Origin of the sequence: Corynebacterium tuberculostearicum, from assembly GCF_022347385.1 — a bacterium.
Lineage (GTDB): Bacteria > Actinomycetota > Actinomycetes > Mycobacteriales > Mycobacteriaceae > Corynebacterium > Corynebacterium tuberculostearicum_M.
The window spans coordinates 32,764-58,026 of record NZ_JAKRDT010000014.1 but is presented as its reverse complement, the minus strand read 5'-3'; the positions used below and the strand labels follow the sequence as shown (position 1 = coordinate 58,026).

Genomic DNA, 25,263 nt, shown 5'->3' with positions numbered 1-25,263 from the left:
GCGTCCTGCTCACCGGCGACCGCGAAATCCTGCGGCTGTGGGCGCCTATCGGAGCGCGAATTGCCGCGCGTGCGGCGCTTGCGGCGCGGGGAAGCCTCAAACTCGGCTACTGCCTCGTCATAGGTCTTATCAGCTACCTGTTCCGGGGTACTCTCTGCAGCCTTCTTAGAAGCCTTGTGCTCGCCGCCTGCAGCCGTGTGCGTGGCCTTCGACCGGCGCGTCGCCCGGCGCGGCTTCTTGCCACGCTTGGAGCCGGCCCCTGCACCAGGGTGTGCCTGAGCAACGGCACCCGAGTCCGCGTCCGTATCCGCATCGGGGACGTAGGAATTAAATTCCTGCACCTCGTCGCTCTCGGCCGCATTATCCGCCGCGGCATACGCGATGGCCTCGATATCGGAAACCTCAGTCTGAGTGCGCTTGCGCGCGCGGCGGCGACCGCGTCCACGTCCGCGCTCCTTGCTGCGGTCGTGGTCTCCGCTGTGCTCTTCCGATTCGGCCTGCGACTCAGCCGGACCGCGCTCGTCTACAACGACGTTTGCTACGAGGTCTTCCAACGACGTCTTGGCAGATTCCCGTGCGGCGTCCTCGCTCTCGGTGCCGTAGACCGGCGCCTGGGTCTTCTTGAAGCGCTTAGGCTTGGAGGAGCTTTCGGGGGCGTCGTCAAGCTCGTGCTTATGCATCGCCACCGCAGTCGGGTGCTGCTGCGGATCGTGGTGCTGCTTCTTGTGTGCCTTGGACTTGCGGCCAGAATGCTTGGAGCGCTGATCGCCCTCGGCCTCGTCCACCGGGTACTGGTGAATGATAATGCCACGGCCGTTGCAGCACTCGCACTCGGTGGAGAAGGTCTCCACCAGGCCGGTGCCCAGGCGTTTGCGGGTCATCTGCACCAAGCCCAGCGAGGTAACCTCGGATACTTGGTGGCGGGTGCGATCGCGGCCCAAGGCTTCCTTCAGGCGGCGCAGCACCAGATCCTGGTTTTCTGGCAGGACCATATCGATAAAGTCCACGACGATCATGCCGCCGAGATCGCGCAGGCGCATCTGGCGCACGATTTCTTCGGCCGCCTCGAGGTTATTGCGGGTAACCGTTTCTTCCAGGTTGCCGCCAGAACCGGTGAACTTGCCGGTATTGACGTCGATGACAGTCATGGCTTCGGTGCGGTCAATAACCAGCGTGCCGCCCGAGGGCAGCCATACCTTGCGCGAGAGCGCCTTATGCAGCTGCTCATCAATGCGGTAAGCCTCGAAGGCATCCTGCCCGCCGTGGTCCTTGGCGCGGTAACGCACCACGCGGTCCGCAAGGTCCGGCGCCATGGAATCTACATAGGCGCGGACGGTATTGAAGGAGCGCTTGCCATCGACGATGAGCTCGGTGAAGTCCTCGTTGAAGAGATCGCGCACCACCTTGATGAGCATATTTGGCTCTTCATACATGGTCACCGGCTTGGCGCCCTTGGAGGACTTTTCCTTCTTAGCGTGTGCCACGATGTCCTCCCACCGGCTGTGCAGGCGGTTGACGTCGGTAGCGATTGCCTCTTCTGGGACGTTTTCGGCGGCGGTGCGGATAATCGCGCCGCCATCGCCCGGCACTACGCGGCCGAGGATATCCTTCAAGCGCTTGCGCTCCGGAGCGGGCAGCTTGCGGGAAATACCGGCGCTGCGCCCACCCGGTACGTAGACCAGGTAGCGGCCGGCAAGGGAAATCTGAGTGGTCAGACGCGCGCCCTTGTGACCGATGGGATCCTTAGCCACCTGCACCAGCACCTGGTCACCAGACTTCAGGGCATTTTCTACCTTGCGGGCGCGCCCGTGCAGCTTGGTCTTGCGCCAGTCGATCTCACCGGCGTAGAGCACGCCGTTTCGGCCCTGTCCGATATCCACGAAGGCCGCCTCCATGGACGGCAGCACGTTTTGAACGCGGCCCAAGTAGATATTGCCAATGAGCGAGGCCTGGGACTCGGTGGTCACGAAGTGCTCGACCAACAAGTCATCTTCTAACACGCCCACCTGGGTGATGATGCCGGCGCCGTCCTCGCGCTCCTTATCGCGCACCACCATGGTGCGCTCCACAGCTTCGCGGCGGGCAAGGAACTCCGCTTGGGAGACAATGTGCTGGCGGGTGCGGCCCTTTTCGCGCAGCTCAGCACGACGGCGCTTTTGAGCCTCGATGCGCGTGGAGCCACGGATGGCCTTCGGCTCTTCAATGTGCTCGGGCTCGTCTGCCTGCTCTTCACGCTTCGAACCCGCGCCGCGTCCGCGGGATGCGCCGCGGCGCCCACGGCGGCGGCCTTCAGACTTTCCGGAACCGCGGTCGGAGCCGGAGCCGGAGTGCTCGCGGCTATCTTCGGCGGAATCGGCAGCGCCCTCATCGTCGTCGCGTGCGGAGTCGTCTGCAGAGAAGTCCTCCTCCGCTGCATCTACAGCCGGTGCGAATGCCCCTGCCTCGTCCTGTTGCGGGGCCATGAAGATAGGCGCAAAGTCATAGTGTCCAGAGTCTTCCTCGGATTCCGCGCGCGGGACGATGTGCGGGGCGTAGTAGTCATCCTCGAAGTCCTCTCCGGCCTCGGCCAGCACCTCGTGCAGCTTCGCCGCATCAACCGTTCCGGTATCGAGTGCACTAGCCGGTGCTTCGTCCGTCTCACCCGTGGCTTCTGCAGCTTCGGGTTCTGCCGCTTCAGCGTCCTCAGACTCCTCGGCGGCTGCGCCAATTTCGGCTGCGGCCTGGGCAAGCGATGCCTCTACCTTGTCTTCGATCTGGGAAATCTCATTGTCCACGTTCTTGCGCACACGGTGGCGCAGGTGTTCTTCGTCTTCCGCGGACTGCTCCCCCTCCCCTGCCTCGGCGGCATCTGCCGGCTCTTCGGGTGCCACGGCAGCGGACTTACGGGTGGCCTTGCGGGCGCGCTTGGCGCGCTTTTTCGCCGGCTTCTTTTCCTGTTCCTCGTCCGGGATTTCTTCCGGTTGCGCGGCGGCATTGACCTCGGTCTCTGCAGCCGGTGCTGTGGTGGGGTCGCCCGAGGGGGCGTCGGCAACCGCGGCGGCGTTCGCTATAGCGTCCAGCACCTGGCCTGCTTCCTCGCGGGAAAGGGAGCTTTGCGCGCTCTTTTTCAGGCCCATGTCTTTGAGCTGTGCCACCAGCTCGCGCGAGGAAAGCCCCAGCTGCTTGGCCAGGGAATACACGCGGGTCTTGTCCTTGAGCTGGCTGCGGTCCAGGTTCTGGGCCAAAGACGCCGCCACTTTGAGGCTTTCAGTTGTTTCTTGAGAGTTCTGTGCCACCATGTTCGGGCTTACTCCTGTACATCGTCTGTATTTGGCGCCGCCTCGGGCGCAGGCACGGACGAAGACCGTACCGCCGCCGCACGAGGCATAGTGCGCGCTATAAAAGTTTGTGGGATATGAAGTTATGCCGCGTCTCGTACGCGCTATCCCCCATTGTGTCACAGAACCGCGGGCAAGCTGGCAGGCGGTGTTATGTTGGCGGGGTGGCAGAACTAGCACGAATCCCCGCGCGCGAACTCGCGCAGTACCGACAGCGCAATGAAGTCCCGGTGCGCTCCGCACTTTACTTTGGCGTACCGGCCGGCTTTGCCATTGGCTTCGCCAACACAGGCGTGGACTATATGTTGATGGGAGCCGGTGTTTTTGCCGTCTTTGCGGTGCTGGGGTTGGTGCACCTCATCCGCAATTACCCGCGCGGCATCAACGCTGCGCAAGAGGAATTCCGTGATGGTGACTATCCCACGATTGCCTATATCGCACCGTTTATCCCGATCGCTGCGCCATTGGTCATGGCGCCACTGAGCGCAGCCGGCCTGCTCCCAGAGGTAGAGCTGGCCCCGCCCGTTGCCGGGATGCTGTCCGGCGCGTGGTGGGCCTTTGGCTTGCCGTTGGGCATCTGGAGCATGTTTTCCCAGTCCTTCCGGATCGGCCGGCGCCGCATTAACAAGATCCTGGAAAAAGACCCGCTCGACGGGGTTACGGAGGCTCGCTTGCAGCTTGCCGACGCCCACTCGGACATCCTCACCGCCCTCGTCGCCGCCGGCGCGGTGCAGGGAAACACGATTAATTCCACTGCCCTCTCGAAGTTCATGCGGGTAGACCTCGACCCTCTATGCGAACACCTCGATGCTTTAGCAAAGGCGGACCTGGTGAAGCTGAGCCGCATGGGACTGCGCACCGCGCCCGCAAAGTGGACCATCACCATCACGCCGACTGGGGTGCGGTGTCTCTATCAAGTAGGCCGGCGTTAGCGTGGCAAGCTTTTGTCTCCTGGGAAAAGCTTCGGCCCTATCCAGAGCATCACGTAAACAAGTCCTACGAGTACTGGGATTTCAATCAGTGGCCCGATGGTGCCGGCAAGGGCCTGTGCTGACGCGGCGCCAAAGGTGCCGATGGAAACTGCAATGGCTAGCTCGAAGTTATTTCCGGCTGCGGTAAAAGCCACGGAAGCAGACTGTGCGTAGTTCATTCCCCCGGCTTTTGCTACGCCCAAGGCAAGGAAAAACATTCCAACGAAGTAAATAACCAGCGGAATCGCCACTCTCACCACGGCTGTCGGCTGGGCTACCAGCTGCTCGCCTTGCAGTGAAAACAGCAGCACGATGGTGTAGAGCAAACCAATCATCGCCAAAGGCGAGACTGCCGGGAGAAAACGGTCTTCGAACCATTCGCGACCTTTGACCTTTTCTCCCCACACCCGTGAGAGCACGCCAAGCAGCAGGGGGATTCCTAGGAACACAAGAACCGCAGTGACGATGGACCAGAAAGAAAATTCAACAGAGGTGGTGTCTAGGCCTAGCCATCCAGGTAGAACTTGCAAGTAGAACCAACCCATGACGCCAAACATGGCTACTTGGAAAATCGAATTAATAGCCACAAGTACCGCGGTGGCCTCTCGATCCGCGCAGGAAAGGTCGGACCATACCAAGACCATGGCGATGCAGCGCGCCAATCCGACGATGATTAAGCCGGTTCGCAACTCCGGCTGGTCTGCCAAAAAGATCCACGCCAAGGTAAACATCAACGCGGGCCCCACCACCCAGTTCAGCACGATAGATATCACCATCAGGCGGCCATCGGCAGCAATGTCTCGAGTCTTTTCGTAGCGAACTTTAGCCAAGGGCGGATACATCATAACTAGCAGGCCCAGCGCGATTGGAAGAGAAATACCGCCAACCTCTAGAGCAGACAGTGCTTTTCCAATGCCTGGCAGGAGGTGGCCTATCAATAGCCCCACAGCCATGGCCATGATGATCCACACAGGAAGGAATCTATCGAGAAATGACAACTTTGGGCGTTGCGTAGCGGCCATGGCTCTCCTTGTGCGACGAGGAATTCAACTTTCGAACAGTACTTTAATCGCCCATATTGATACTCGTCAATATAACGGAATGGGAGGCAGACTCCTTATACTGTGTGCATGGACTCCTCCCCTAGCAATGCCGATAGCACCCCGGATACACAGTGCTGTTCCCTGAGCAGTGGCCCACTCAGCCAAGGCGACTCCCTCCGCTTTTCCCAGCAATTTAAAGTACTTGCTGACCCAGCCCGCCTGCGCCTGCTATCCATATTGTGCGACGAGGGCTGCGGCCCGATGAGTGTTACGGAGCTGACCGCGCTTTCCGGCCTGAGCCAACCGACGGTATCTCATCACCTCGGCAAGTTGAGGGAATCCGGTCTCTTAATCAAGCAACAATCGGGCCGTACCGTTACCCATCGAGTACAAAAGGAAGCCTTCCGAACACTGCGCCAGTTACTCTCCTTCGATTAGGAGAACTCCAGTCCTAGTCTGAGATGTGAATGACCTCGCGTGCATTATCCTCAGCAATGATCTGCCGCGTTAAGCACCTTCAGCCCCGAAACAAAACCCCTGCTCCAGTTCTGCTTCTCTACGTATTTGCGGCTTTGCCGTTTCAATACTTATTCAAGGTAGGGCCGGATACTCGGTATGCGGCTCTCCGCTTGGGCTTATGGATCAAGCAATAAATAAAGCCCGAGCCTACAGGCTCGGGCTGAATGATGCGCTAAGTGCGCAAAAGTTTAGAGGTTCGGGAACCAGATAGCGATCTCGCGCTCAGCGGACTCTGGGGAGTCAGAGCCGTGCACGATGTTCTCGCCAACGGTCAGAGCGAAGTCGCCGCGGATGGTGCCCGGGGTGGCCTTGGAGACTGGGTCGGTGCCGCCAGCCAGCTGACGCCATGCCTCGATGGCGCGCTCGCCCTCAACAACACCAGCGATAAGCGGTGCGGAGGTGATGAACTCGACGAGGTCACCGAAGAATGGCTTGTCCTTGTGCTCCTCGTAGTGCTTCTCCGCGGTCTCGCGGTCAGCAACGCGCAGGTCGAGCTCGGCCAGCTTCAGGCCCTTGCGCTCGATGCGGGAGATGATTTCGCCTACGTGGCCGTTCTTTACGCCGTCCGGCTTGATGAGAATCAGTGTACGTTCAGTCATGCCCCACACTGTACCGAAACCGCACGCATGCGTCGCGCGCTGGGGTATCCCGTTGGGGTAAAAGTGTGGGGGTCTAGGGCTATGCGAGTTGTTTAACTATCTCTTCGGCGCGTTCTTGGGAGGTGCCCCGAAACCACAGGCGTACCTGGCCTACTGCGGCGCCAAACTGCCCATTGCCCAACAGTCGTTGCAGCTCCGCGCGCTGCTCCTTATCCAAATCCTCAAAGGTGGCTTCTTTGGCCGGCTCAAAGTTGCTCCGCAGCGCCAAAACCAGAAAAACGCCACCAATGATGAGGGCGACTAGCGGTAGCCATGGCGTTCCCGTAGCGGCGCGGGCTGCCACCGCGGCGATGCAGGCGAGTGCGGCAAGGACGAGATAGAGATTGCGCATGGGCGCTAGTCTATCGCGTCTGCCCCACCCGCCGGAGGTATCGAGCCTATTTCTCGTTGAGGTGCTGCGTGGTGAGGTATCCGCGCTTCATGCGGGCGATAAGGTTGCTGCGCAGGTAGACGGCCAGCAGCCACTCCATGCCAAAGATGATGAAGATGGCGGCCACGGCCCAGTGGACCATAAAGCCCACAATGACGCACAACAGCTGTGCCCACACAATGACGGACAGCGCCCACTTCTTATTCATGAACGCGATCATCACGAGGTGGAATACCACTGCGGCGATGACAAAGCCGTAGTTAAAGGGGGTCCACAAGGTGCCGTCATAAAGCTTGTACAGCATCGGCAGTGCGAAGGATAGGGCGAGCGCCTCCATAGTCAGGGAGCTGGCAATGACCATCCCGTTGAAGCTTTTGAGTGGGTCCTTGACTGGGGCTTGGCCCATGCCAAGCGGGCCGATCTCGCTTTCCGGGATCTGTTCTTCGCGGCCACGGCCGCGGGTGCGGCGGGGCGGGCGAGGCTGGTGCTCGCCGCGCGGGTGGTGATTGTCGCGGCTCATGCAGGTTCCTTTCCAAACATCGCGCGGGCATCACCAGCGGTGACGACCGAGCCGGTGATGATGATGCCGGAGCCGGACTGGACCTCGGCGTCCTCGGCAAGCTCCACGGCCTGGGCATAGGCGCCCGGCAAGTTATCGGCTACGTACACTCGCTCCTCGCCAAAGATATCGCGGGCGGTCTCTGCCAAGTCGTAGGCATCGAGGGCGCGCGGCGAGGAGTTTTGGGTGATGACGACCTCGGTGAGGTAAGGCTCTAGTGCGGTGAGGATGCCGGTGGCGTCCTTATCCGCGAAAATGGAGAGCACACCGATGAGGCGGGCGAAGTCGAAATCGCGGTCCAGCGCCGCGCCTAGCGCCTTGGCGCCATGTGGATTATGGGCGGCGTCAATAAACGTCGTGGGCGAGGTGCGCACGCGCTCCAGGCGGCCGGGCGAAATCGCTTGGGCAAAACCATTGCGCACGGTCGCAACATCCAGCGGGTGGCCGGCCGAGGCGCCGAAAAATGCCTCCACCGCAGCAAGGGCCACGGCGGCATTTTTGGCCTGGTGCTCGCCGTGCAGGGGTAGGAAAATATCCTCGTACAGACCGCCAAGGCCCTGGATATTGACCTGCTGGCCGCCAACAGCGATGCGGGACTCGAGGGCGGCAAACTCGGAACCGGAGCGGGCCACGCCCGCCTCCACATCCACGGCCTGCTGCAGGATGACCCGCATTGCTTCCGGGTCCTGTTCGGCGATGACCACGATATTTTCATTCGGGGTCAGCGGGTCATCGGCATCCTCACGCGGTTTGATAATGCCCGCCTTTTCACCGGCAATCTCTGCGAGGGTATCGCCCAGGTAATCCGTGTGGTCCAAGCCCACCGGAGTAATGACGGAGACGTCCGCATTGACCACGTTGGTGGCATCCCATCGGCCGCCAAGGCCGACTTCAACGACGGCGACGTCCACGGGGGCGTCGGCAAACGCGGCATAGGACAAGCCGACGAGGACCTCGAACTTGGACATGGGAACGTCCGACTGGGCATCGACCATCTCCACAAAAGGCTTGATCTCATGCCAGATGCGCACATAATCGCGCGGGTGGATGGGCTGGCCATCGATGCCGATGCGCTCGGTAACGCGCTGCAGGTGCGGGCTGGTGACCAGGCCGACGCGGCGGTGGAAGGCCCGCAGGAGCGAATCCACCATGCGCGCGGTAGAGGACTTGCCGTTGGTGCCGGCAATGTGGATGACATCGAAGGAACGCTCAGGGTGGCCGAGCAGATCCATGAGCATCTCGATGCGGTCGAGGGAAGGCTCAATCTTGGTCTCGGGCCAGCGCTCATTGAGCTCTTCTTCTACCTCCACAAGGGCGCGCAGCTCTTCGGCCGAGACCTCTTGTGGTGCGGCCTCGTTGTACTCGTCCTCGCTGCCCATGCCCAAGTTGAGCGTCAGGCCGGACTCGGTGATTTCCACCGGGCCACCGTCGGTGCCTTCTTTGAGGGCATCGACGATTTCGAAGTCCTCTGTCTCCTTGTCCTTGTCCGCCACTACTTCAGGCCCTCCAAACGGCTGGTGATGCGCTCGACCTCTTCGCGGGCGATCTGCTGACGCTCCTTGATCTTATTGACCACTTCTTCCGGCGCCTTGGACAAGAAGTTCTCGTTGCCCAGCTTCTTGCCGGTCTGCTCCAGTTCCTTATTGGCCTTGGCCAGGTCCTTCTCCAGGCGCTTGCGCTCGGCTTCTACGTCCACGGCGCCGTGGGTGTCCAGGGTGACCTCCACGGTGGCCTGGGAAAGGCGCACCTCGATGGAGGCGGAAGGATCGAAATCCTCGCCCGGGGCGGTGGTATTGGCCAGATTGCGCACCAGTTCCTCTTGGCCGGTGAGATCCGCTGCGGCGAAATCGAGGCGGCCCGGCACCTTCTGGGAAGGCTTTACGCCCTGGTCGGAGCGGAAGCGGCGCAGCTCGGTAATGAGCTTATCGGCGTCCTCGATGCGGCGGGCGGCCACCTCATCCTTGGTGGCACCACCATTGGTATCGGCAACGGTTGGCCATGGTGCCACAACAATGGACTCGCCGCCGGTCAGCGCCTTCCACAGCACCTCGGTGACGAAAGGCATGGTCGGGTGCAGCAGGCGCAGAACAACGTCGAGCACGCGGCCCAACACGATCTGGGTATTGCGGCCCTGCTCGCTTACGCCATCGCGCGGGATCTGGGTCTTGGCAATCTCCAAGTACCAGTCACACAGCTCGTCCCAGGTGAAGTGGTAGAGCAGCTCGTTGGCCTTAGCAAACTGGTAGTCATCCAGGTAGGCATCCACCTTGGCACGGACTTCTTCGGCCCGGTCAAGGATCCACCGGTCGGCGTCGCTAAGCTCCGCCCGGTTCGGCAGCGTGGACACTCCAGCGCCGTTCATGAGCGCGAACTTGGTGGCGTTAAAGAGCTTGGTAGCAAAGTTGCGGGCGGCCGCGGCGGCATCGGAGCCAAGCGGCAGGTCCACGCCGGGGTTGGCGCCGCGGGCAAGGGTAAAGCGCAGGGCATCCGCACCGTAATCGCGCACCCAATCCATCGGGTCAATGCCGTTGCCCAAAGACTTGGACATCTTGCGGCCCTGCTCATCGCGGACCAGGCCGTGCAGGTACAGGTCCTTGAACGGAACCTGCGGGCGGCCATCGGTGCCCTCACCCAAAAGCTCCGGGGTGTGGCTGCCGGCAAAGGTGCCAAACATCATCATGCGGGCCACCCAGAAGAACAAGATATCATAGGCGGTGACCAGCACGTTGGTGGGATAGAACTTCTCCAGATCCGGGGTCTTTTCTGGCCAGCCCAGGGTGGAAAATGGCCACAGCGCGGAGGAGAACCAGGTATCCAGCACGTCCGGGTCCTGCTCGTAGCCTGCCGGTGGCTCCTCATCAGGGCCGACACAGACGATGTCTCGCTGGCCGTCCTCACCTTCTGGCCCGTACCAGATAGGAATGCGGTGGCCCCACCACAGCTGGCGGGAGATGCACCAATCGTGCATGTCATCGACCCACTCGAAGTAGCGCGGCTCGAGCGACTGCGGGTGCAGGGTGGTATCGCCCTCGCGCACGGCATCGCCAGAGGCCTTGGCCATCTTGGCCACGTCCACGAACCACTGCAGGGACAGGCGCGGCTCGATAGGCTCGCCGGAGCGCTCCGAGTGGCCCACGGAGTGGACGTACGGACGGATTTCCTTGACAATGCGGCCCTGTTCGCGCAGTGCCTCGCGGATCTCCACGCGGGCTTCCTCGCGGGTCAGGCCGTCGAAGCGGGTGCCGGTATTGGCAATGTGGCCGGTGGTATCGATAACGGTGGGCATCTCCAGGTTGTGGCGGGTGCCCATCGCGTAGTCATTCGGATCGTGGGCCGGGGTGATCTTCACCGCGCCGGTACCGAATTCCATATCCACGTAGTCATCGGCGATGATCTTGAGCTTCAGGTCATCGCGGAACGGGTGCGGCAGCTCCTTCCCCACCAAGTCGGCATAGCGCTCATCGTCGGGGTGGACGGCGATGGCGACGTCACCCAGCATGGTCTCCACACGGGTGGTGGCCACGATGAGGTGCGGTTCATCGTCATTGAGCGAGCCATAGCGGATGGACACCAGCTCGCCCTCGACGTCCTTGTACACGACCTCGATATCGGAGACGGCGGTCTCTAGCACCGGCGACCAGTTCACCAGGCGGTTGGCCTGGTAGATCATGCCTTCATCGTAGAGGTTCTTAAAGATGGTCTGGACGGCGCGGGAGAGGCCATCATCCAAGGTGAAGCGCTCGCGGGACCAGTCCACGGAGTCACCGATGGCGCGCATCTGGTTCTGGATGGTGCCGCCGTACTGCTCCTTCCACTCCCAGACCTTGTCAATGAATTCTTCGCGCTCATAGTCCCAGCGCTTTTTGCCCTCGGTCTCCTTGAGCTTGGCCTCGACCTTGGTCTGGGTGGCAATGCCGGCGTGATCGGCACCGGGCAGCCACAGGGTGGCGTAGCCCTGCATGCGCTTGCGGCGGATAATGGAATCAATCAGCGTGTGGTCTAGGGCGTGGCCCATGTGCAGCTGGCCGGTCACATTCGGCGGCGGCAGCACGATGGAATAAGGCTCAGCCTCCGAATTCGCATCCGGCGTGAAGTAGCCCTTTTCTACCCAGCCCTCATAGAGGTCCTTCTCTACGGCCTGCGGCTCCCACGACTTGGGCAGCGCATCGGCGCGGTTGGTACCAACTAATTGCTCATTATTTTGCTCAGTCACCTGGCCGATTCTACCTTGCACGTCAACCGGCTCAGCCAGGCAGGGTGCGCACCGAGTATGAGGTGCGCACCGACCGGGTTTTAGAGCAGGTCCGCCACGGCCTTGCGCTCCTCGCGCAGCTCGGCCACAGAGGCCTCGATGCGCTCCTTTTGGAAATCAGTGAGCTCCAGTCCCTGCACGATCTCCCACTGGCCGTTGCGGCTGACCGTGGGGAATCCGCAGATAAGGCCCTCGTCGACGCCGTAGGATCCGTCCGATGGCACCGCCGCGGTGCGCCAGTCCTCGGTGCCATGGATCCAGTCATGCATGTGGTCCACGGCTGCCGACGCCGCCGATGCGGCCGAGGAGCTGCCGCGTACCTCAATAATCTCCGCACCGCGCTTGGCCACCTTGGGGATCATCTCCTCGCGGTACCATTCCTGGTCCACCTCAGCGTTGGAGTAGGTGATATCCGGGAACTGGCTAGCGGAGTGGTTGCCCCAGACCGCCACCTTGGTGAAATCGGTGGTGGACTTGCCCGTCTTTAGCGCAAGCTGGCTCAGGGTGCGGTTGTGGTCCAAGCGCATCAAAGCGTTGAACTGGGACTTATCCAAATCCGGCGCATTATTCGCAGCGATGAGGGCATTGGTATTAGCCGGGTTTCCCACCACGAGCACGCGGACATCACGCGCGGCGTAGTCATTGATGGCCTTGCCCTGCTTGGTGAAGATGGCGCCATTAGCCTCCAGCAGGTCGGCGCGCTCCATGCCCTTGCTGCGGGGGCGAGCGCCGACGAGGAAGGCGGCGGAGGTGTTTTCAAAGGCTTCCTTGAGATCATCAGTAACCGTAATGGAGTTAACCAACGGCAGGGCGGAGTCATTGAGCTCCATGGCAACACCTTGGGCCTTTTCCACCGCAGCGGGAATTTCCAGCAATGCTAGGTCCACCGGGGTGTCCTTGCCATACACATCTCCAGCAGCGATGCGCCACAGCAGCGAATACGCGATGTTGCCGGCGGCGCCGGTGACAGTGATCTTGACGGGCTGAGTCATGATGTAAAGCCTCCTCAATGGCTGCGACATGGGCGGCACACGCGAGCCAGATTGCTCGCACCGCCACGGAATGTAATCCACCACCGAGCTTAGCCCCACCGCCAGCATCCGCGCTGTGAATCTGGCCCCCTCTTTTGGAGGGAAAATCTAGGACACTTGCGTTAAAATACCCCCATTTACCTCCAAATTAGCGCCCCCAATGGGCCAGAAACTCCCGCACGGGGTGATTAATCGGGCATGATGGGAAAAGGAAATGCGGGATACTCCCCCGCGCTGCACACCCAGAATGCAGAGGGATTGCCTACTCCCGCACTATTAGACATCAGTTCACCGCGCCACCGCCGCGCCGCAAGGATTAAGGACTTATGCAATGAGCACAGAGAATACTGACCCACTGCAGGCTGCAGACCAGGCGGATTCTCCTCACGCTGCCCACGCGGAATCCGTCAGCATTGACTCCGTGGTGGACGTTGCGATCAAGCAGTTTTCCCGTTTCGGCTTTACAGAAACCAAGCTAGAGACCATCGCCCAAGAATCCGGCATGTCCAAGCGCATGATTCATTACCACTTTGGCGATAAGAAGGGCTTGTACCTGCGTGCGCTGAGCACCGCCGCGCAGCGCCTCAATCCGCCTGAGGATGCCCTGGAAATCGATACCGCAGTTCCGGTCGAAGGCGTGCGCAAGTTGGTGGATTGGCTCTTCCGCGAGCGAGTAGCCAACCCGGAGGCCATCCGCATGCTGGTATGGGAAAGTAATCAGCAGATTGTGGACCCGGCACAGCAGGCTATTGCCGACGTCGCCGGGGTGGCCCTCCACCTTGACCGCTTGCTGCTTTTGGGCCAAGACGCCGGCGCCTTCCGCCCCGGCATTTCCGCCAATGACATCTTCACCCTGATTTCCTCGTTGACGGTCTACCGCGTGACCAACCAGGTGATGGTGGAAAACATGCTGGGCGTAAACTTCAATACCCAAGAAAATATCGACGGCATGCATAGGCTCACCGTCGATGCTGTGCTGGCGTTTTTGACCGCCAATATTCCGGACTCGGGCCACGAGTCCTACCTCACCTCGTCCTCGTTCGATACCGAAGAAGGCGACGAGGCCTCCCCGCAGGATATCTACAGCGAGGAGTACTAGCGCGGGCCTTCCGGCCCACGCCCCACCCTGCCACAGCCCGCCAGTAGGCGCTGTGGCAGCTAAGGCCTAGGCAGATTCTTTTGCCTCATCCGTATAGCTAAACTGCGGCTCCGCGCCCTCGGTCACGCACTCCGACGTAATGTGCACCGTGGCAATATCCTCGCGGTCCGGCAGGTCGTACATGACCGGGACCAAAAGCTCTTCCATGATAGCGCGCAGGCCACGCGCACCCGTCTTGCGCTCCAAGGCGAGCTCCGCGATGGCGTCCAATGCCGCAGGCTCGATGTCCAATTCGCAGTCATCCATCTCAAAGAGGCGGCTGTACTGCTTAACCAGGGAGTTCTTTGGCTCGGTGAGCACCTTGACCAAAGATTCGCGGTCCAGGTTATCCACCGTGGCCACGACAGGCAGGCGGCCGATGAACTCTGGAATAAGGCCAAACTTCACCAGATCCTCGGGGCGTACCTGGGAGAAGAGGTCAACCTTTTCGCGCTCGTCCTTGGTATCCAAGTTGGCGCCGAAACCCACGCCCTTCCTGCCCACGCGATCCGCAATGACCTGATCCAAGCCCGCGAATGCGCCGGCAACAATGAACAAGATATTGGAGGTATCCAGCTGGATAAACTCCTGATTCGGGTGCTTGCGGCCACCTTGCGGCGGGATGGCCGCCACGGTACCTTCTAGGATCTTCAGCAGCGCCTGCTGCACGCCCTCACCAGATACGTCGCGGGTAATGGACGGGTTCTCGGACTTGCGCGAAATCTTGTCCACCTCATCGACGTAGATGATGCCGCGCTGGGCACGCTCCACGTCAAAATCCGCGGCTTGCAGCAGCTTCAGAAGGATATTTTCCACGTCTTCACCCACGTAGCCGGCCTCGGTGAGGCTGGTGGCATCGGCGATGGCAAAGGGGACATCGAGAAGCCGGGCCAAGGTCTGCGCCAGATAGGTCTTACCGGAACCGGTGGGGCCCAACATCAAGATATTGGACTTAGAGATCTCTACTTCATCGCCCTCGGCCTTCTTGCGGCGGGCCTCCAACGCGGCCGACTCTTCGGCCTTGATGCGCTTGTAGTGGTTATAGACCGCCACAGACAGCACACGCTTGGCCTTGTCTTGGCCGATCACGTACTTATCGAGGAAGGCGGAAATCTGCGAGGGTCGAGGCAGGCGCACCTCTGCATCGGAGGATTCTTGCGCCTGCTCTTGGCCCAGTTCCTCTTCGATGATCTCATTGCATAGCTCGATGCACTCGTCGCAGATGTAGACACCGCCGCCGGCGATGAGCTTTTTCACCTGCTTCTGACTCTTGCCACAAAAGGAACACTTGAGCAGGTCAGCGCTTTCTTGCATACGTGCCATTAAGTTCTTTCACACTCGCTTTTCGTACCGCTATCCACAGTTGGAAGGATGATTCTACCCTTCCGAGCGGCTTAATCTTCATCTGTTTCTACCTTAGTAAATCAACCCGACAGGCCCTTCATTCATTCCCTCCCGCGTGGCGAATTTCCCAGGCCTTTCCTGCTCCTGCGGCCTAAACTAGAAGGTGAAATCACCCTCATCCCACCCCTTTTAGGAACAGGAGCATCATGTTCGATCTCACAGGCCGGGTAGCCGTTGTCACCGGCGGCGCCTCCGGCATTGGCCGCGGCATTGTCGCCGCGCTGCGAGAGGCCGGCGCCACCGTTGTCATCGCCGATATCGACCTAGACCACGCCACCGCTACCGCTAAGGAGTTGGGTGCCAGCGCCATTCGCGTGGACGTCACCGACCGCGCTTCGGTTAAGGACATGTACCGCCAGGTCGCTGCCGAGTACGGCGGCTTCGACATTGTGTGCTCCAATGCCGGCGTCTTTCCAAACTGCCCGCTGGCAGAGATGACCGATGAGCAGTGGGAAGCGATGTTTGCCATCAACACCCACGGCACCTTCAAGGTGGTCCAGGAGGCGCTCCCCTACCTCAAGCAACGCCGCTATGGACGAATCGTCATCACCACATCTATCACCGGCTCGCACACGGGCTTTCCCGGTTGGGCCCACTACGGCGCCTCCAAAGCCGCCCAGCAGGGGTTTATGCGCTCGGCCGCGCTCGAGGTGGCCCGCGATGGCATCACCATCAACGGGGTCCTCCCAGGCAATATCCTCACCGAGGGCCTCGAGGCCCAAGGCCAGGAGTACCTCGATCAAATGACGCGCTCGGTACCGCTGCACCGCCTGGGCACCCCACGCGATATTGGCAACGCAGCGGCCTTCCTGGCTTCGGAAGAGGCAGGCTATATCACCGGCCAAACCCTTATTATCGATGGCGGCCAGCTCCTGCCCGAAACCCCTGAGGCCATCCTGCCGCCGCGCGATTAGCCGCGCTTACCGACGCCCCCGTGTGCCCCACGCAGCACAAAGCCCCCTGCTACACAGTGTGCGGCAAGGGGCCTCGTGGGGATTTCATTCAGTTGCTGCTTACTGCAGCCAATCGAAGTCGAGCAGGAAAAGTTCCGCATCGAGCATCTCGTGTTCATCCGGAGCATGACCGGTGACGGTTTCTAGTGCCTCTGCGACGTCCTTAGTCGTAGCAGGGGTCTTATCAGCGTCAAGCAGGGTTTCTGCCACCAAAGCGCGAACCGGAGCTTCTGAAACGGTGTCCAGGCCGGTTCCAGTGGTGGAGCCCTTGAACGCATCAGCGATGCCGTCCATCAAAGTACGCATCTTGTTCATTTCTCACACCTCCATGTGGCTTTCTCTCTGTTTGATAGAGAAGAATATACGCGGCACACTTCCACTAAGCAACCCCTAGGTCGCTTAAAGTTAACCTTTTGTTAACTTTGGAAAAGTGTGCCGCGCATCACACGGAAGGTTTGCCCTCAGGCAATGGGATTCTTTATAGGTCACCGAACGGCGTAAAGCCGAAGTAGTGGTCCAGCGTATCGCGAGCAATCCACATGATGGCCACGAGAATGACTACGGCCAACACCGCATAGACGGTCCAGCCCAGTACCTTCATCTGCGTACTTGCCGGAGTATCGCCCACGACAACGCCGTTGTCGTCACGAATTGGGTCACCGGTCATGCAACGCATGCCCAGGGAGAACAGGAGCGGAATGCCAGCGCCGAAGACCAGCGCCAAGCCTGCAACGTGAATAAGGGACTGGAAGATTTCTGCAGCAGTCATGGTTTAGCGCTCCTCTTGAGCAGTAGACGGCGCGGAGGCATCCTCCGCCTTGGTAGCGGACACTGGTGCGGCACCGGCAGCAACTGGCTCCTTGCGGTCAGAGCCCGCACCCATGGAGGAATCCACAGACTCGGAGTTCGGGTCCCAATCATTGTTGACGTTGGAAGCATCCACCGGGTTCATGCGGGAGCGAACCACGATGAGTGCGGCCATTGCCAGCAGCAAGACGAAGTCCACGATGGCGCCGGTTGCTACGTTAGTAAAGGAAGAGACGCCATGTGCCAACCACCAGGTAGCAAAGCCCACGAACGCAGCGCACGGCAAGGTAATGAGCCATGCGGACACCATGCGCATGGCCACACCCCAGCGAACCTCAGCACCGCGACGGCCCAGGCCGGTACCCAGGATAGAACCGGTGGACACGTGGGTGGTAGACAGTGCCATACCACCGGTAGCAGAGGTCAAGATGATCGCTGCGGAGGTAGCTTCCGCGGCCATGCCCTGCGGGGACTCAATCTCCACCAGACCCTTGCCCAGAGTGCGGATAACGCGCCAGCCGCCGGACAGAGTGCCGGCCGCGATGGCCACAGCACAAGAAACGATAACCCAGGTAGGAATGCGGGCGTCGGCAACTGCATGCCCAGAGGCAACTAGCGCCAGGAAAATAACGCCCATGGTCTTCTGCGCATCGCCAGCGCCGTGCGCCAGGGACACCAGGCAGGCGGTGACGATCTGACCGTGGCGGAAGTGCTCGTTCTTCGCCTTGTTGGGAATGGTGTTGGTTACCCAGTAGATAAGGAACGTGGCACACGCCGAAACCAGCGCCGCGATAATAGGCGAGGCAACGGCTGGGATAATGATCTTGCCGGCAATGGAAGACCACTCCACACCAGTCGAGCCCATCGCAGCGAAGGCGGCACCGATGAGGCCACCGAACAAGGCGTGGGAGGAACTGGACGGCATACCCAGCAACCAGGTGAACAGGTTCCAGATGATGCCGCCGATAAGGCCGGTGAAGACGACCATCAAAAGCGCCTGGCCATCGGTGTCAGCGGCGGCGCCAGACAGGTCGTAGGAATCAAGGTTAACGATGCCCTTTGCCACGGTCGCAGCAACGTTGACCGAAAGGAAAGCACCGACAAGGTTGAGGACTGCGGAGATTGCCACCGCAGTAAAAGGCTTCAAAGCACCGGTGGCAATGGACGTAGCCATCGCGTTGGCAGTGTCATGAAATCCGTTCGTAAAGTCAAAGGCAAGGGCGGTTACCACCACAATGCCGAGGATAATCAGAGTCGCTGTCACAGCGTTGGCCCCTTGGAAAGAAAAGATGAACACGGTACGCATCTGCGGCGCCTTCACGCGTCGCGGACGAATGCAGAATACTCCTGCGCCTATCCGCAGACAATTGCTTTTCTTTAATACTTCCTTTGGTTAACCTTTTGTTAACCTGCTGGGGCTCAGAATCGAGCCCAAGAGGATTCCGAAGGGATAAAAATTCCCCAGCTAATGCCAATTAAATACCCCCACCTGCCCCCGCTTAACCCGAGTGATAAAAACCACTTAGGGAGGTATGCCAACATCACGCCGACATACCTCCCATTTAAGGGTGCTTTACAGCGCCTAGCGGAAGGTAGAGAACTTCTTTACCACCCAGCGGCTTAGAACAAGCAGGATGGCACCCAACACGATGGATACAACACCAAGGGAGATGAAGAAGGTATTCTCCGCGCCTGCATCATCCGGGTTATAGAAGCTAGCCAAGGAGCCGGCCAGCGAGGTACCCATAGCCACCGCCATCATCCACACCGCCATCATGCGGGACGGGAATGCCACCGGCGCCACCTTGGTGGCAAGCGCATTGCCCACCGGCGAAAGAAGGAGCTCCGCCATGGTGAAAAGGAAGAGGATGAAAACGATGACAAACATCGGGGTGGAGTTCGCTTCCGCACCCGAGAAAGGAAGGAAGAAGAACAAGGAGATGCCGATGACGATATTGGCTACGCCGAACTTTACTGGGGTGGACCACTGCCTATCCCCTAGCTTCGTCCACATCGTTGCGAAGACAGCGGAGAAAATAACAATAAAGATCGGGTTAATGGACTGCACCAGTGATGGCGGGATTTCCCAGCCAAACATGTGGCGGTCCAGGCGCACATCCGAATAAATCGTCATCACCGTAAACTGCTGCTGGAAGATTCCGAAGAACAAAACACCGGAAATAAACATCGGAATAAAGCCCAACAGGCGGTTCTTTTCCTCGCGGGTCACCAACTTCGAGGTATACATCTGTGCCCACAGATAGATTGCTGCAACCAGAGCAACCGCGGTGACAATATTGGACAGCCAATCAACCTGAATAGCGCCGGTAGCCAATGCCACCACCATAACCACGATGATGGCTGCAACTACCACCACACCCATGAGCAATTGCTTCCGGCTAGCCGGGTTTGGAACCTCGTGCCCCGCATCCTTAATGGTGGTCTTGCGCATGAGCGAATACTGGATCAGGCCGAGCGCCATGCCAATTGCTGCAATACCGAAACCCCAATGGAAACCCTGCCAGCCCCACAGCGCGGTGGTGAGCAGCGGACCAACAAGCGCGCCGATATTAACGCCCATATAGAAGATGGAGAAACCACCATCGCGGCGCGGGTCATCGCGGGAGTACATGGAGCCAAGCACAACCTGCGCAGTGGTCTTAACGCCACCGGAACCAACCGCAATGAGGACAAGACCAATGGCCAAACCAGTTACCGCGGGGATAAATGCCAAGGCGAGGTGACCAGCCATGACCAGAACGGCCGAATAAAACAAAGTGCGCTCTGCACCCAAGACTCGGTCGGCAACAAGGGAAGCCAACAAGCAAGCCATGTACACCAAGCCGCCATAGGCACCCACGATGGACGTCGCGTCCGCGCGGTCTAGACCAAGACCGCCATCGGTAGTGGCGTAATACATGTACAGCAAGACAAGTGCCTGCATACCGTAGAAGCTAAATCGCTCCCACATTTCCACGCCAAAGAGGTTGGCCAAGCCCCATGGGTGGCCAAAGAATGTACGTTCGCCGCTCTGCGGTGTGGGCGCAGCAGCCTGGGCCGCCGCGTCAGATGTGTGTTTCTCCATAAAAATATATGACCACTTAGAGGTCTAAATCACAAATCGACCATTATAGGTTTAGTGTCGCACGATAGAAATTAACCTAACGACCTGCAGATATTGCGCAGAGAGACTTACCCCATTCGGGTGCAGCAAGATTTACCGGGCATTGCCCCTTCCCTGCCCCACAATGCTGAAAGCCCCTGCCTCACAACCGGAACTCGGTTGAGCGGCAGGGGCTACCTAGAATGAGTTATTCCAAATTAAGCGTTGAGCTTGCGGTAATCAAAGACCGTATCGATGATGCCGTATTCAACGGCTTCCTGAGCGGTCAGAATCTTATCGCGATCCGTATCAATGCGGATCTGCTCAGCGGTACGACCGGTGTGCTCAGACAGGGTGGTTTCCATCAGCTTGCGCATGCGCTCAATCTCGGCGGCCTGGATCTCTAGATCAGAAACCTGACCCTGAGTACCCTGAGTTGCCGGCTGGTGAATGAGCACGCGGGAGTTCGGCAAAGCTGCACGCTTGCCCGGCGCACCGGCGGCAAGCAGCACAGCTGCCGCCGAAGCGGCCTGGCCCAAGCACACGGTCTGCACGTCCGGGCGGACGTAGCGCATGGTGTCATAGATGGCCATCAGCGCGGTAAAGGAGCCGCCCGGGGAGTTGATGTACATCGTGATATCGCGGTCTGGGTCCTGGGACTCCAGGACCAGCAACTGCGCCATGATGTCATTGGCGGAAGTATCATCCACCTGGGTCCCCAGGAAGATGATGCGCTCTTCAAAAAGCTTGGAGTATGGGTTGGTTTCCTTAGTGCCCTGTGCGGACTGCTCAATGAAGGACGGCAGAACGTAGCGGGAACTTGGCATCTGGGATTGATTCATAGTGATTTTCTCCTTATTCCCTAGTTGCTCAGCGGACCGTTAACGGACTCAATGACATGGTCAACAATGCCGTAGTCCTTAGCCTGCTGTGCGGTCATCCAACGGTCACGATCGGAGTCTTTGGTGATCTGCTCAAAAGTCTGGCCGGTGTGCTCTGCAATGAGCTCGGCCATCTCGCGCTTAGTCTGAGCAAACTGCTCAGCCTGGATCGCGATATCCGCAGCGGTACCACCGACACCAGCGGAAGGCTGGTGCATCATAATGCGCGCGTGCGGCAGAGCGTAGCGCTTGCCCTTGGTGCCGCCGGAAAGCAGGAACTGACCCATGGAGGCAGCCAGGCCCATGCCGTACGTGGCAATATCGCACGGCGAGTACTTCATGGTGTCATAAATAGCCATGCCCGCAGTGACAGAGCCACCCGGGGAGTTGATGTAGAGCGAAATGTCGCGAGTGGGGTCCTCGGCGGACAGCAGGAGGATCTGGGCGCACAGCTTGTTCGCAATCTCATCATCGACCTGGGTTCCCAGGAAGATAATGCGCTCGCGCAACAGGCGCTCGTACACGCTATCGCTCAGATTCATACCCGTAGACGACGAGTTCATTGAAATCTTCTCAGACATTAGTGGTTCTCCTTCAAGTGAAGAATGCTTTAACTGGCCCCACCTTACCGGCATTCCTCTCAAACTTGGCCTCTGTTCGCTATGAGCGTTGGGCCACAGCGCCAAAGGCGCACACGGAAGCTGGGTTAACATTTACTCATGTCTGTTTCCGAGCTGTCCACCAGTACCCAGAACTATTTGAAAGCTATCTGGGGGCTAAAGGAATGGTCATCCGAGCCCGTTACCGCCACGCTTATAGCGAAACAGCTGGGACTCAAGCTCTCCTCGGTTTCCGATGCAGTGCGCAAAATGGCGAAGCAAGGGCTCGTGTCACACACGCCCTATGGCTCTGTGGAGTTAACCGAACTTGGCAGGCAGTACGCATTGGTCATGGTGCGCCGTCACCGATTGCTTGAGTCTTTTTTGGTTCAAGCATTGGGCTACACCTGGGACGAAGTCCATAATGAAGCCGAAAATCTCGAACACGCGGTGTCTGACATGCTCATAGAACGTGTGGATAAGTTCCTTGATTACCCCACTAGGGATCCGCACGGCGATCCTATCCCTACGGTTGATGGACAGATCACCATCCCCAGTGCGCATCGCCTCACCGACAGCGGTGCACAATCGCAGGTGACCGTGGAACGCATTTCTGATTCCGACCCACAACTGCTGAAGTTCCTTGAAGAGCGCGGCATTGTCACTGGGGCTGTTCTTAGCACACGCGAGGGAGCGCCCTTTTCAGATTCTCTCGAAATACAGGTGGCCGGCGGCACTCAGTGGGTAGTACTTGGACGCCCAGCTACCGACGCAGTGTTTGTAGCACACCACAACCTTTAGACATTCCCCTTTGCATTAATCCTGCTCTCACCTGCCCTTTTCAAAACTACGTTAGACCGTAGTTGCAACTACGTGATTACGTAGTTAGTCTTTTCGAATATCACCTACCCCACTTATGGCTAAGGCCAGGATGAGCAGGATTGCCATGTCAGACTCACCAGATTTGGTGTACTTTTCCAGCGTTTCAGAGAACACGAAAAGATTCGTCGAACGCTTAGATAGACCCGCGGTGCGCATTCCACTGCGCCCCAAGAAAACCGGGATGATCCAGGTTTCACACCCGTACGTACTCATCGTTCCCACCTACGGCGGCGGCTCGCTCAAACGCGCAGTCCCCAAACAGGTCATCGACTTCCTCAATGACCCAATCAACCGCTCCTTTATCCGGGGCGTTATTACCTCAGGGAATACCAACTTCGGAAGTGCTTACTGCGTCGCCGGACGCATCATTTCCGCCAAGTGCCACGTACCGGAGCTGTATCACTTCGAGCTTCTCGGCACCCAGAAGGACATCGCCGCCGTAAAGCAGGGCCTTCAGAAGTTTTGGAAGCAGCAAAAGCAGCTAACGATGACACCCCATTAATCCCCCCACAAGATGAAGAACACATCCGCATCACACAGATTGGAAAACACAATGTGGCCTCTTGATGCCACCCCCACACAGACTATTGGCGCTACGCCCCGCACCGCTTCAGCAGACAATGCCGGCGGTGTCGGCAAGCGCAAGAGCTACCACGCACTCAACGCGCAGCTGAACTTGTTCGACGCTTCTGGAAAAATCCAGTTTGACAAGGACATTCAGGCAGCACAAGACTATGTCACACACCATGTCGCTCCCCGCATGCATCAGTTCGATTCCACCAAGCAACGCTTGGAATGGTTGGTTGATAACGAGTACTACGAGCGGGATTTCCTTGAGCTTTATGATGACGCCTTTCTGTGCGCCATGTACGACAGAGCACATCGAGTTAAGCATCAGTTCCGCACTTTCCTCGGCGCATTTAAGTTCTTCACTTCATATGCACTGAAAACCTTTGATGGCTCCCGATTCCTAGAAGGCTACGAAGAACGCGTCGCCACCACAGCTTTATACCTTGCACAGGGCGACGAAGAGCTCGCAGAAAAGCTGGTGGATGACATCATGACCGGACGCTTCCAGCCCGCCACCCCTACTTTTCTCAACGCAGGCAAAGCCCAGCGCGGCGAAATGGTCTCCTGCTTCCTCCTGCGAATCGAAGACAATTTGGAGAGCATTGGCCGCTGCGTGAACTCTGCACTGCAACTATCAAAGCGCGGTGGTGGAGTGGCCCTGTTGCTGAGCAATCTGCGCGAATCCGGAGCCCCGATCAAAAAGATTGAGAACCAGGCTTCCGGCGTAGTCCCAGTCATGAAGATTCTCGAAGATAGCTTCAGCTATGCCAACCAATTGGGCTCCCGGCAGGGCGCTGGAGCCGTCTACCTGCATGCGCACCATCCAGATATTCTTCGCTTCCTGGATACCAAGCGGGAAAATGCCGATGAGAAAGTCCGCATCAAGACTCTTTCGCTGGGGGTTGTTATTCCAGATATAACCTTCCGTCTGGCCAAAGAGAACAAGGATATGCATCTTTTTAGCCCGTATGACATCGCTCGCGAGTACGGCGTAGCCATGTCTGACATGTCCATCACCGAGTACTACGACGAGCTGGTTGCCAATCCGCGAATCTCTCACACGACCATTAAGGCCCGCGAGTTTTTCACCACGCTGGCTGAGCTTCAGTTTGAATCCGGATACCCCTACATCCTCTTTGAGGATACGGTCAACCGCGCTAATCCCCTCAAAGGACATATCAATATGTCCAACCTGTGTAGCGAAATCCTCCAGGTCAACACGCCATCGACCTACGGAGCTTCGGGTGACTACACCACCGTTGGCCAGGATATTTCCTGCAATCTAGGTTCGCTCAACATTGCGAAGGCTTTTGAATCGCCGGACTTCGGGGAGACCGTCGAAACCGCAGTGCGTGCCCTCACGAAGGTTTCAGACCTGACGAATATCGAAGCTGTTCCCTCCATCGCTCACGGAAATGCTTCCATGCATGCCATTGGTCTGGGCCAAATGAATCTCCACGGCTTCCTTGCTTCACAGCGTATTCCTTATGGCTGCGCCGAGGCACTGGACTTTACAAATATCTATTTCCTCACGGTGACCTACCATGCGCTCCGCGCATCCCATGCACTCGCGGTTGAAAAAGGTCAACGATTCACAGGCTTCGAAGAATCCACCTATGCCACTGGCGCCTACTTTGACAAATACATCGACCAAGACTGGGCGCCAGCCACTGAACACGTAAAACAGCTCTTCCACGAAGCAGGCGTGCAGATCCCTCAACGCGAGGATTGGCTACGGCTCAAGAATCAAGTGATGCAAGACGGCATCTACAACGCCTACTTGCAGGCAGTTCCACCCACTGGATCAATTTCCTACATCAATGACTCCACCGCGTCCATCCACCCAATTGCCTCCAAAATTGAAATACGCAAGGAAGGCCGCTTGGGGCGCGTGTACTACCCCGCGCCGGAAATGACCAACGACAACCTGGAGTATTTCGATGACTCCTACGCCGTGGGATACGAAAAAATCATCGACACCTACGCCATGGCCACCCAACACGTGGACCAAGGGCTTTCCCTGACCTTGTTCTTTACCGCTGATACCACCACGCGGGACATCAACAAGGCACAAATCTACGCCTGGAAAGCCGGAATCAAGACCCTCTACTACATCCGTTTACGCCAATCCGCGCTCCAAGGAACCGAGGTCGAAGGCTGCGTCTCCTGTGCTTTGTAGGAGCACGGTCCTCCCCCTTGTCCACA

Annotated in this window: 22 protein-coding genes; 7 read left to right on the top strand and 15 right to left on the bottom strand. The window is 58.9% G+C overall.

Annotated features, from left to right (window positions below; genetic code table 11):
• Positions 1–3,278 (bottom strand): translation initiation factor IF-2 N-terminal domain-containing protein (locus tag MHK00_RS08790; RefSeq protein ID WP_250411394.1); only part of this gene is annotated, 3,278 nt, incomplete at its 3' end.
• A 203-nt stretch (positions 3,279–3,481) separates the two neighbouring features.
• Between MHK00_RS08790 and MHK00_RS08785 the strand changes: the two genes are divergently transcribed.
• Positions 3,482–4,249, top strand: a complete 768-nt coding sequence (locus tag MHK00_RS08785; RefSeq protein ID WP_250411393.1) for a hypothetical protein — start codon at positions 3,482–3,484, stop codon at positions 4,247–4,249.
• Here MHK00_RS08785 and arsB read toward each other — a convergent pair.
• Complete coding sequence (gene arsB, locus MHK00_RS08780) at positions 4,246–5,310, bottom strand: ACR3 family arsenite efflux transporter (protein ID WP_250411391.1); 1,065 nt, start codon at positions 5,308–5,310, stop codon at positions 4,246–4,248. The two genes, MHK00_RS08785 and arsB, sit on opposite strands and share 4 nt — an antisense overlap.
• A 108-nt stretch (positions 5,311–5,418) precedes the next feature.
• On the opposite strand from arsB, the gene MHK00_RS08775 reads away from it, so the two are divergent.
• A complete protein-coding gene (locus tag MHK00_RS08775) occupies positions 5,419–5,769 on the top strand; it encodes an ArsR/SmtB family transcription factor (protein WP_250411389.1) in 351 nt (116 codons plus the stop codon).
• A gap of 269 nt (positions 5,770–6,038) precedes the next feature.
• Here the strand turns inward: MHK00_RS08775 and ndk are convergent, their stop codons facing one another.
• From ndk to MHK00_RS08745, 6 genes are all read right to left on the bottom strand, one after another.
• Positions 6,039–6,449, bottom strand: a complete 411-nt coding sequence (ndk, locus tag MHK00_RS08770) for a nucleoside-diphosphate kinase (RefSeq protein ID WP_005324068.1) — start codon at positions 6,447–6,449, stop codon at positions 6,039–6,041.
• Positions 6,450–6,528: 79 nt separating this feature from the next.
• Complete coding sequence (locus MHK00_RS08765) at positions 6,529–6,840, bottom strand: hypothetical protein (RefSeq protein WP_005324067.1); 312 nt, start codon at positions 6,838–6,840, stop codon at positions 6,529–6,531.
• 46 nt (positions 6,841–6,886) lie between these two features.
• Positions 6,887–7,399 (bottom strand): DUF4233 domain-containing protein, encoded by a 513-nt coding sequence (locus tag MHK00_RS08760; protein WP_005324066.1) that lies wholly within the window; start codon positions 7,397–7,399, stop codon positions 6,887–6,889.
• A complete protein-coding gene (gene folC / locus MHK00_RS08755) occupies positions 7,396–8,931 on the bottom strand; it encodes a bifunctional tetrahydrofolate synthase/dihydrofolate synthase (protein ID WP_005324065.1) in 1,536 nt (511 codons plus the stop codon). Before folC ends, MHK00_RS08760 begins: the two co-directional genes overlap by 4 nt.
• Positions 8,931–11,651, bottom strand: coding sequence for a valine--tRNA ligase (locus tag MHK00_RS08750; RefSeq protein WP_250411387.1), 2,721 nt, complete (start codon positions 11,649–11,651; stop codon positions 8,931–8,933). The genes folC and MHK00_RS08750 overlap by 1 nt, the downstream gene beginning before the upstream one ends.
• Positions 11,652–11,731: 80 nt before the next feature.
• A complete protein-coding gene (locus tag MHK00_RS08745) occupies positions 11,732–12,682 on the bottom strand; it encodes a malate dehydrogenase (protein ID WP_250411385.1) in 951 nt (316 codons plus the stop codon).
• 370 nt (positions 12,683–13,052) lie between these two features.
• On the opposite strand from MHK00_RS08745, the gene MHK00_RS08740 reads away from it, so the two are divergent.
• Positions 13,053–13,820, top strand: coding sequence for a TetR/AcrR family transcriptional regulator (locus MHK00_RS08740; protein ID WP_179386883.1), 768 nt, complete (start codon positions 13,053–13,055; stop codon positions 13,818–13,820).
• A gap of 66 nt (positions 13,821–13,886) precedes the next feature.
• On the opposite strand, the gene clpX is transcribed toward MHK00_RS08740, so the two are convergent.
• Positions 13,887–15,182, bottom strand: coding sequence for an ATP-dependent Clp protease ATP-binding subunit ClpX (clpX, locus tag MHK00_RS08735; RefSeq protein WP_250411383.1), 1,296 nt, complete (start codon positions 15,180–15,182; stop codon positions 13,887–13,889).
• Between the two features lie 227 nt (positions 15,183–15,409).
• On the opposite strand from clpX, the gene fabG reads away from it, so the two are divergent.
• A complete protein-coding gene (fabG, locus tag MHK00_RS08730; protein WP_150850440.1) occupies positions 15,410–16,177 on the top strand; it encodes a 3-oxoacyl-ACP reductase FabG in 768 nt (255 codons plus the stop codon).
• Positions 16,178–16,276: 99 nt separating this feature from the next.
• Here fabG and MHK00_RS08725 read toward each other — a convergent pair whose 3' ends face one another.
• From MHK00_RS08725 to MHK00_RS08700, 6 genes are all read right to left on the bottom strand, one after another.
• Complete coding sequence (locus MHK00_RS08725; RefSeq protein ID WP_005324057.1) at positions 16,277–16,531, bottom strand: hypothetical protein; 255 nt, start codon at positions 16,529–16,531, stop codon at positions 16,277–16,279.
• Between the two features lie 163 nt (positions 16,532–16,694).
• On the bottom strand, positions 16,695–16,985 hold the full coding sequence (locus MHK00_RS08720; RefSeq protein ID WP_005324056.1) for a hypothetical protein: 291 nt from the start codon (positions 16,983–16,985) through the stop codon (positions 16,695–16,697).
• Positions 16,986–16,988: 3 nt separating this feature from the next.
• Complete coding sequence (locus tag MHK00_RS08715; protein ID WP_005329184.1) at positions 16,989–18,287, bottom strand: inorganic phosphate transporter; 1,299 nt, start codon at positions 18,285–18,287, stop codon at positions 16,989–16,991.
• 318 nt (positions 18,288–18,605) lie between these two features.
• Positions 18,606–20,108 (bottom strand): peptide MFS transporter, encoded by a 1,503-nt coding sequence (locus MHK00_RS08710; protein WP_200435300.1) that lies wholly within the window; start codon positions 20,106–20,108, stop codon positions 18,606–18,608.
• A 236-nt stretch (positions 20,109–20,344) separates the two neighbouring features.
• Positions 20,345–20,968, bottom strand: a complete 624-nt coding sequence (locus tag MHK00_RS08705; protein WP_005324052.1) for an ATP-dependent Clp protease proteolytic subunit — start codon at positions 20,966–20,968, stop codon at positions 20,345–20,347.
• A gap of 20 nt (positions 20,969–20,988) precedes the next feature.
• Complete coding sequence (locus tag MHK00_RS08700; RefSeq protein ID WP_005324051.1) at positions 20,989–21,588, bottom strand: ATP-dependent Clp protease proteolytic subunit; 600 nt, start codon at positions 21,586–21,588, stop codon at positions 20,989–20,991.
• 138 nt (positions 21,589–21,726) lie between these two features.
• On the opposite strand from MHK00_RS08700, the gene MHK00_RS11925 reads away from it, so the two are divergent.
• The 3 genes from MHK00_RS11925 to nrdE all read left to right on the top strand — a co-directional run bounded on the left by MHK00_RS11925 (position 21,727) and on the right by nrdE (position 25,237).
• A complete protein-coding gene (locus tag MHK00_RS11925; RefSeq protein WP_005324050.1) occupies positions 21,727–22,407 on the top strand; it encodes a metal-dependent transcriptional regulator in 681 nt (226 codons plus the stop codon).
• A 115-nt stretch (positions 22,408–22,522) separates the two neighbouring features.
• Positions 22,523–22,990 carry a class Ib ribonucleoside-diphosphate reductase assembly flavoprotein NrdI gene (gene nrdI / locus MHK00_RS08680; protein WP_150850436.1) on the top strand — a complete coding sequence of 156 codons (468 nt, stop codon included), beginning with the start codon at positions 22,523–22,525 and terminating at the stop codon, positions 22,988–22,990.
• 51 nt (positions 22,991–23,041) lie between these two features.
• Positions 23,042–25,237, top strand: coding sequence for a class 1b ribonucleoside-diphosphate reductase subunit alpha (gene nrdE, locus MHK00_RS08675; protein WP_005324048.1), 2,196 nt, complete (start codon positions 23,042–23,044; stop codon positions 25,235–25,237).
• Positions 25,238–25,263 lie beyond the last annotated feature (26 nt).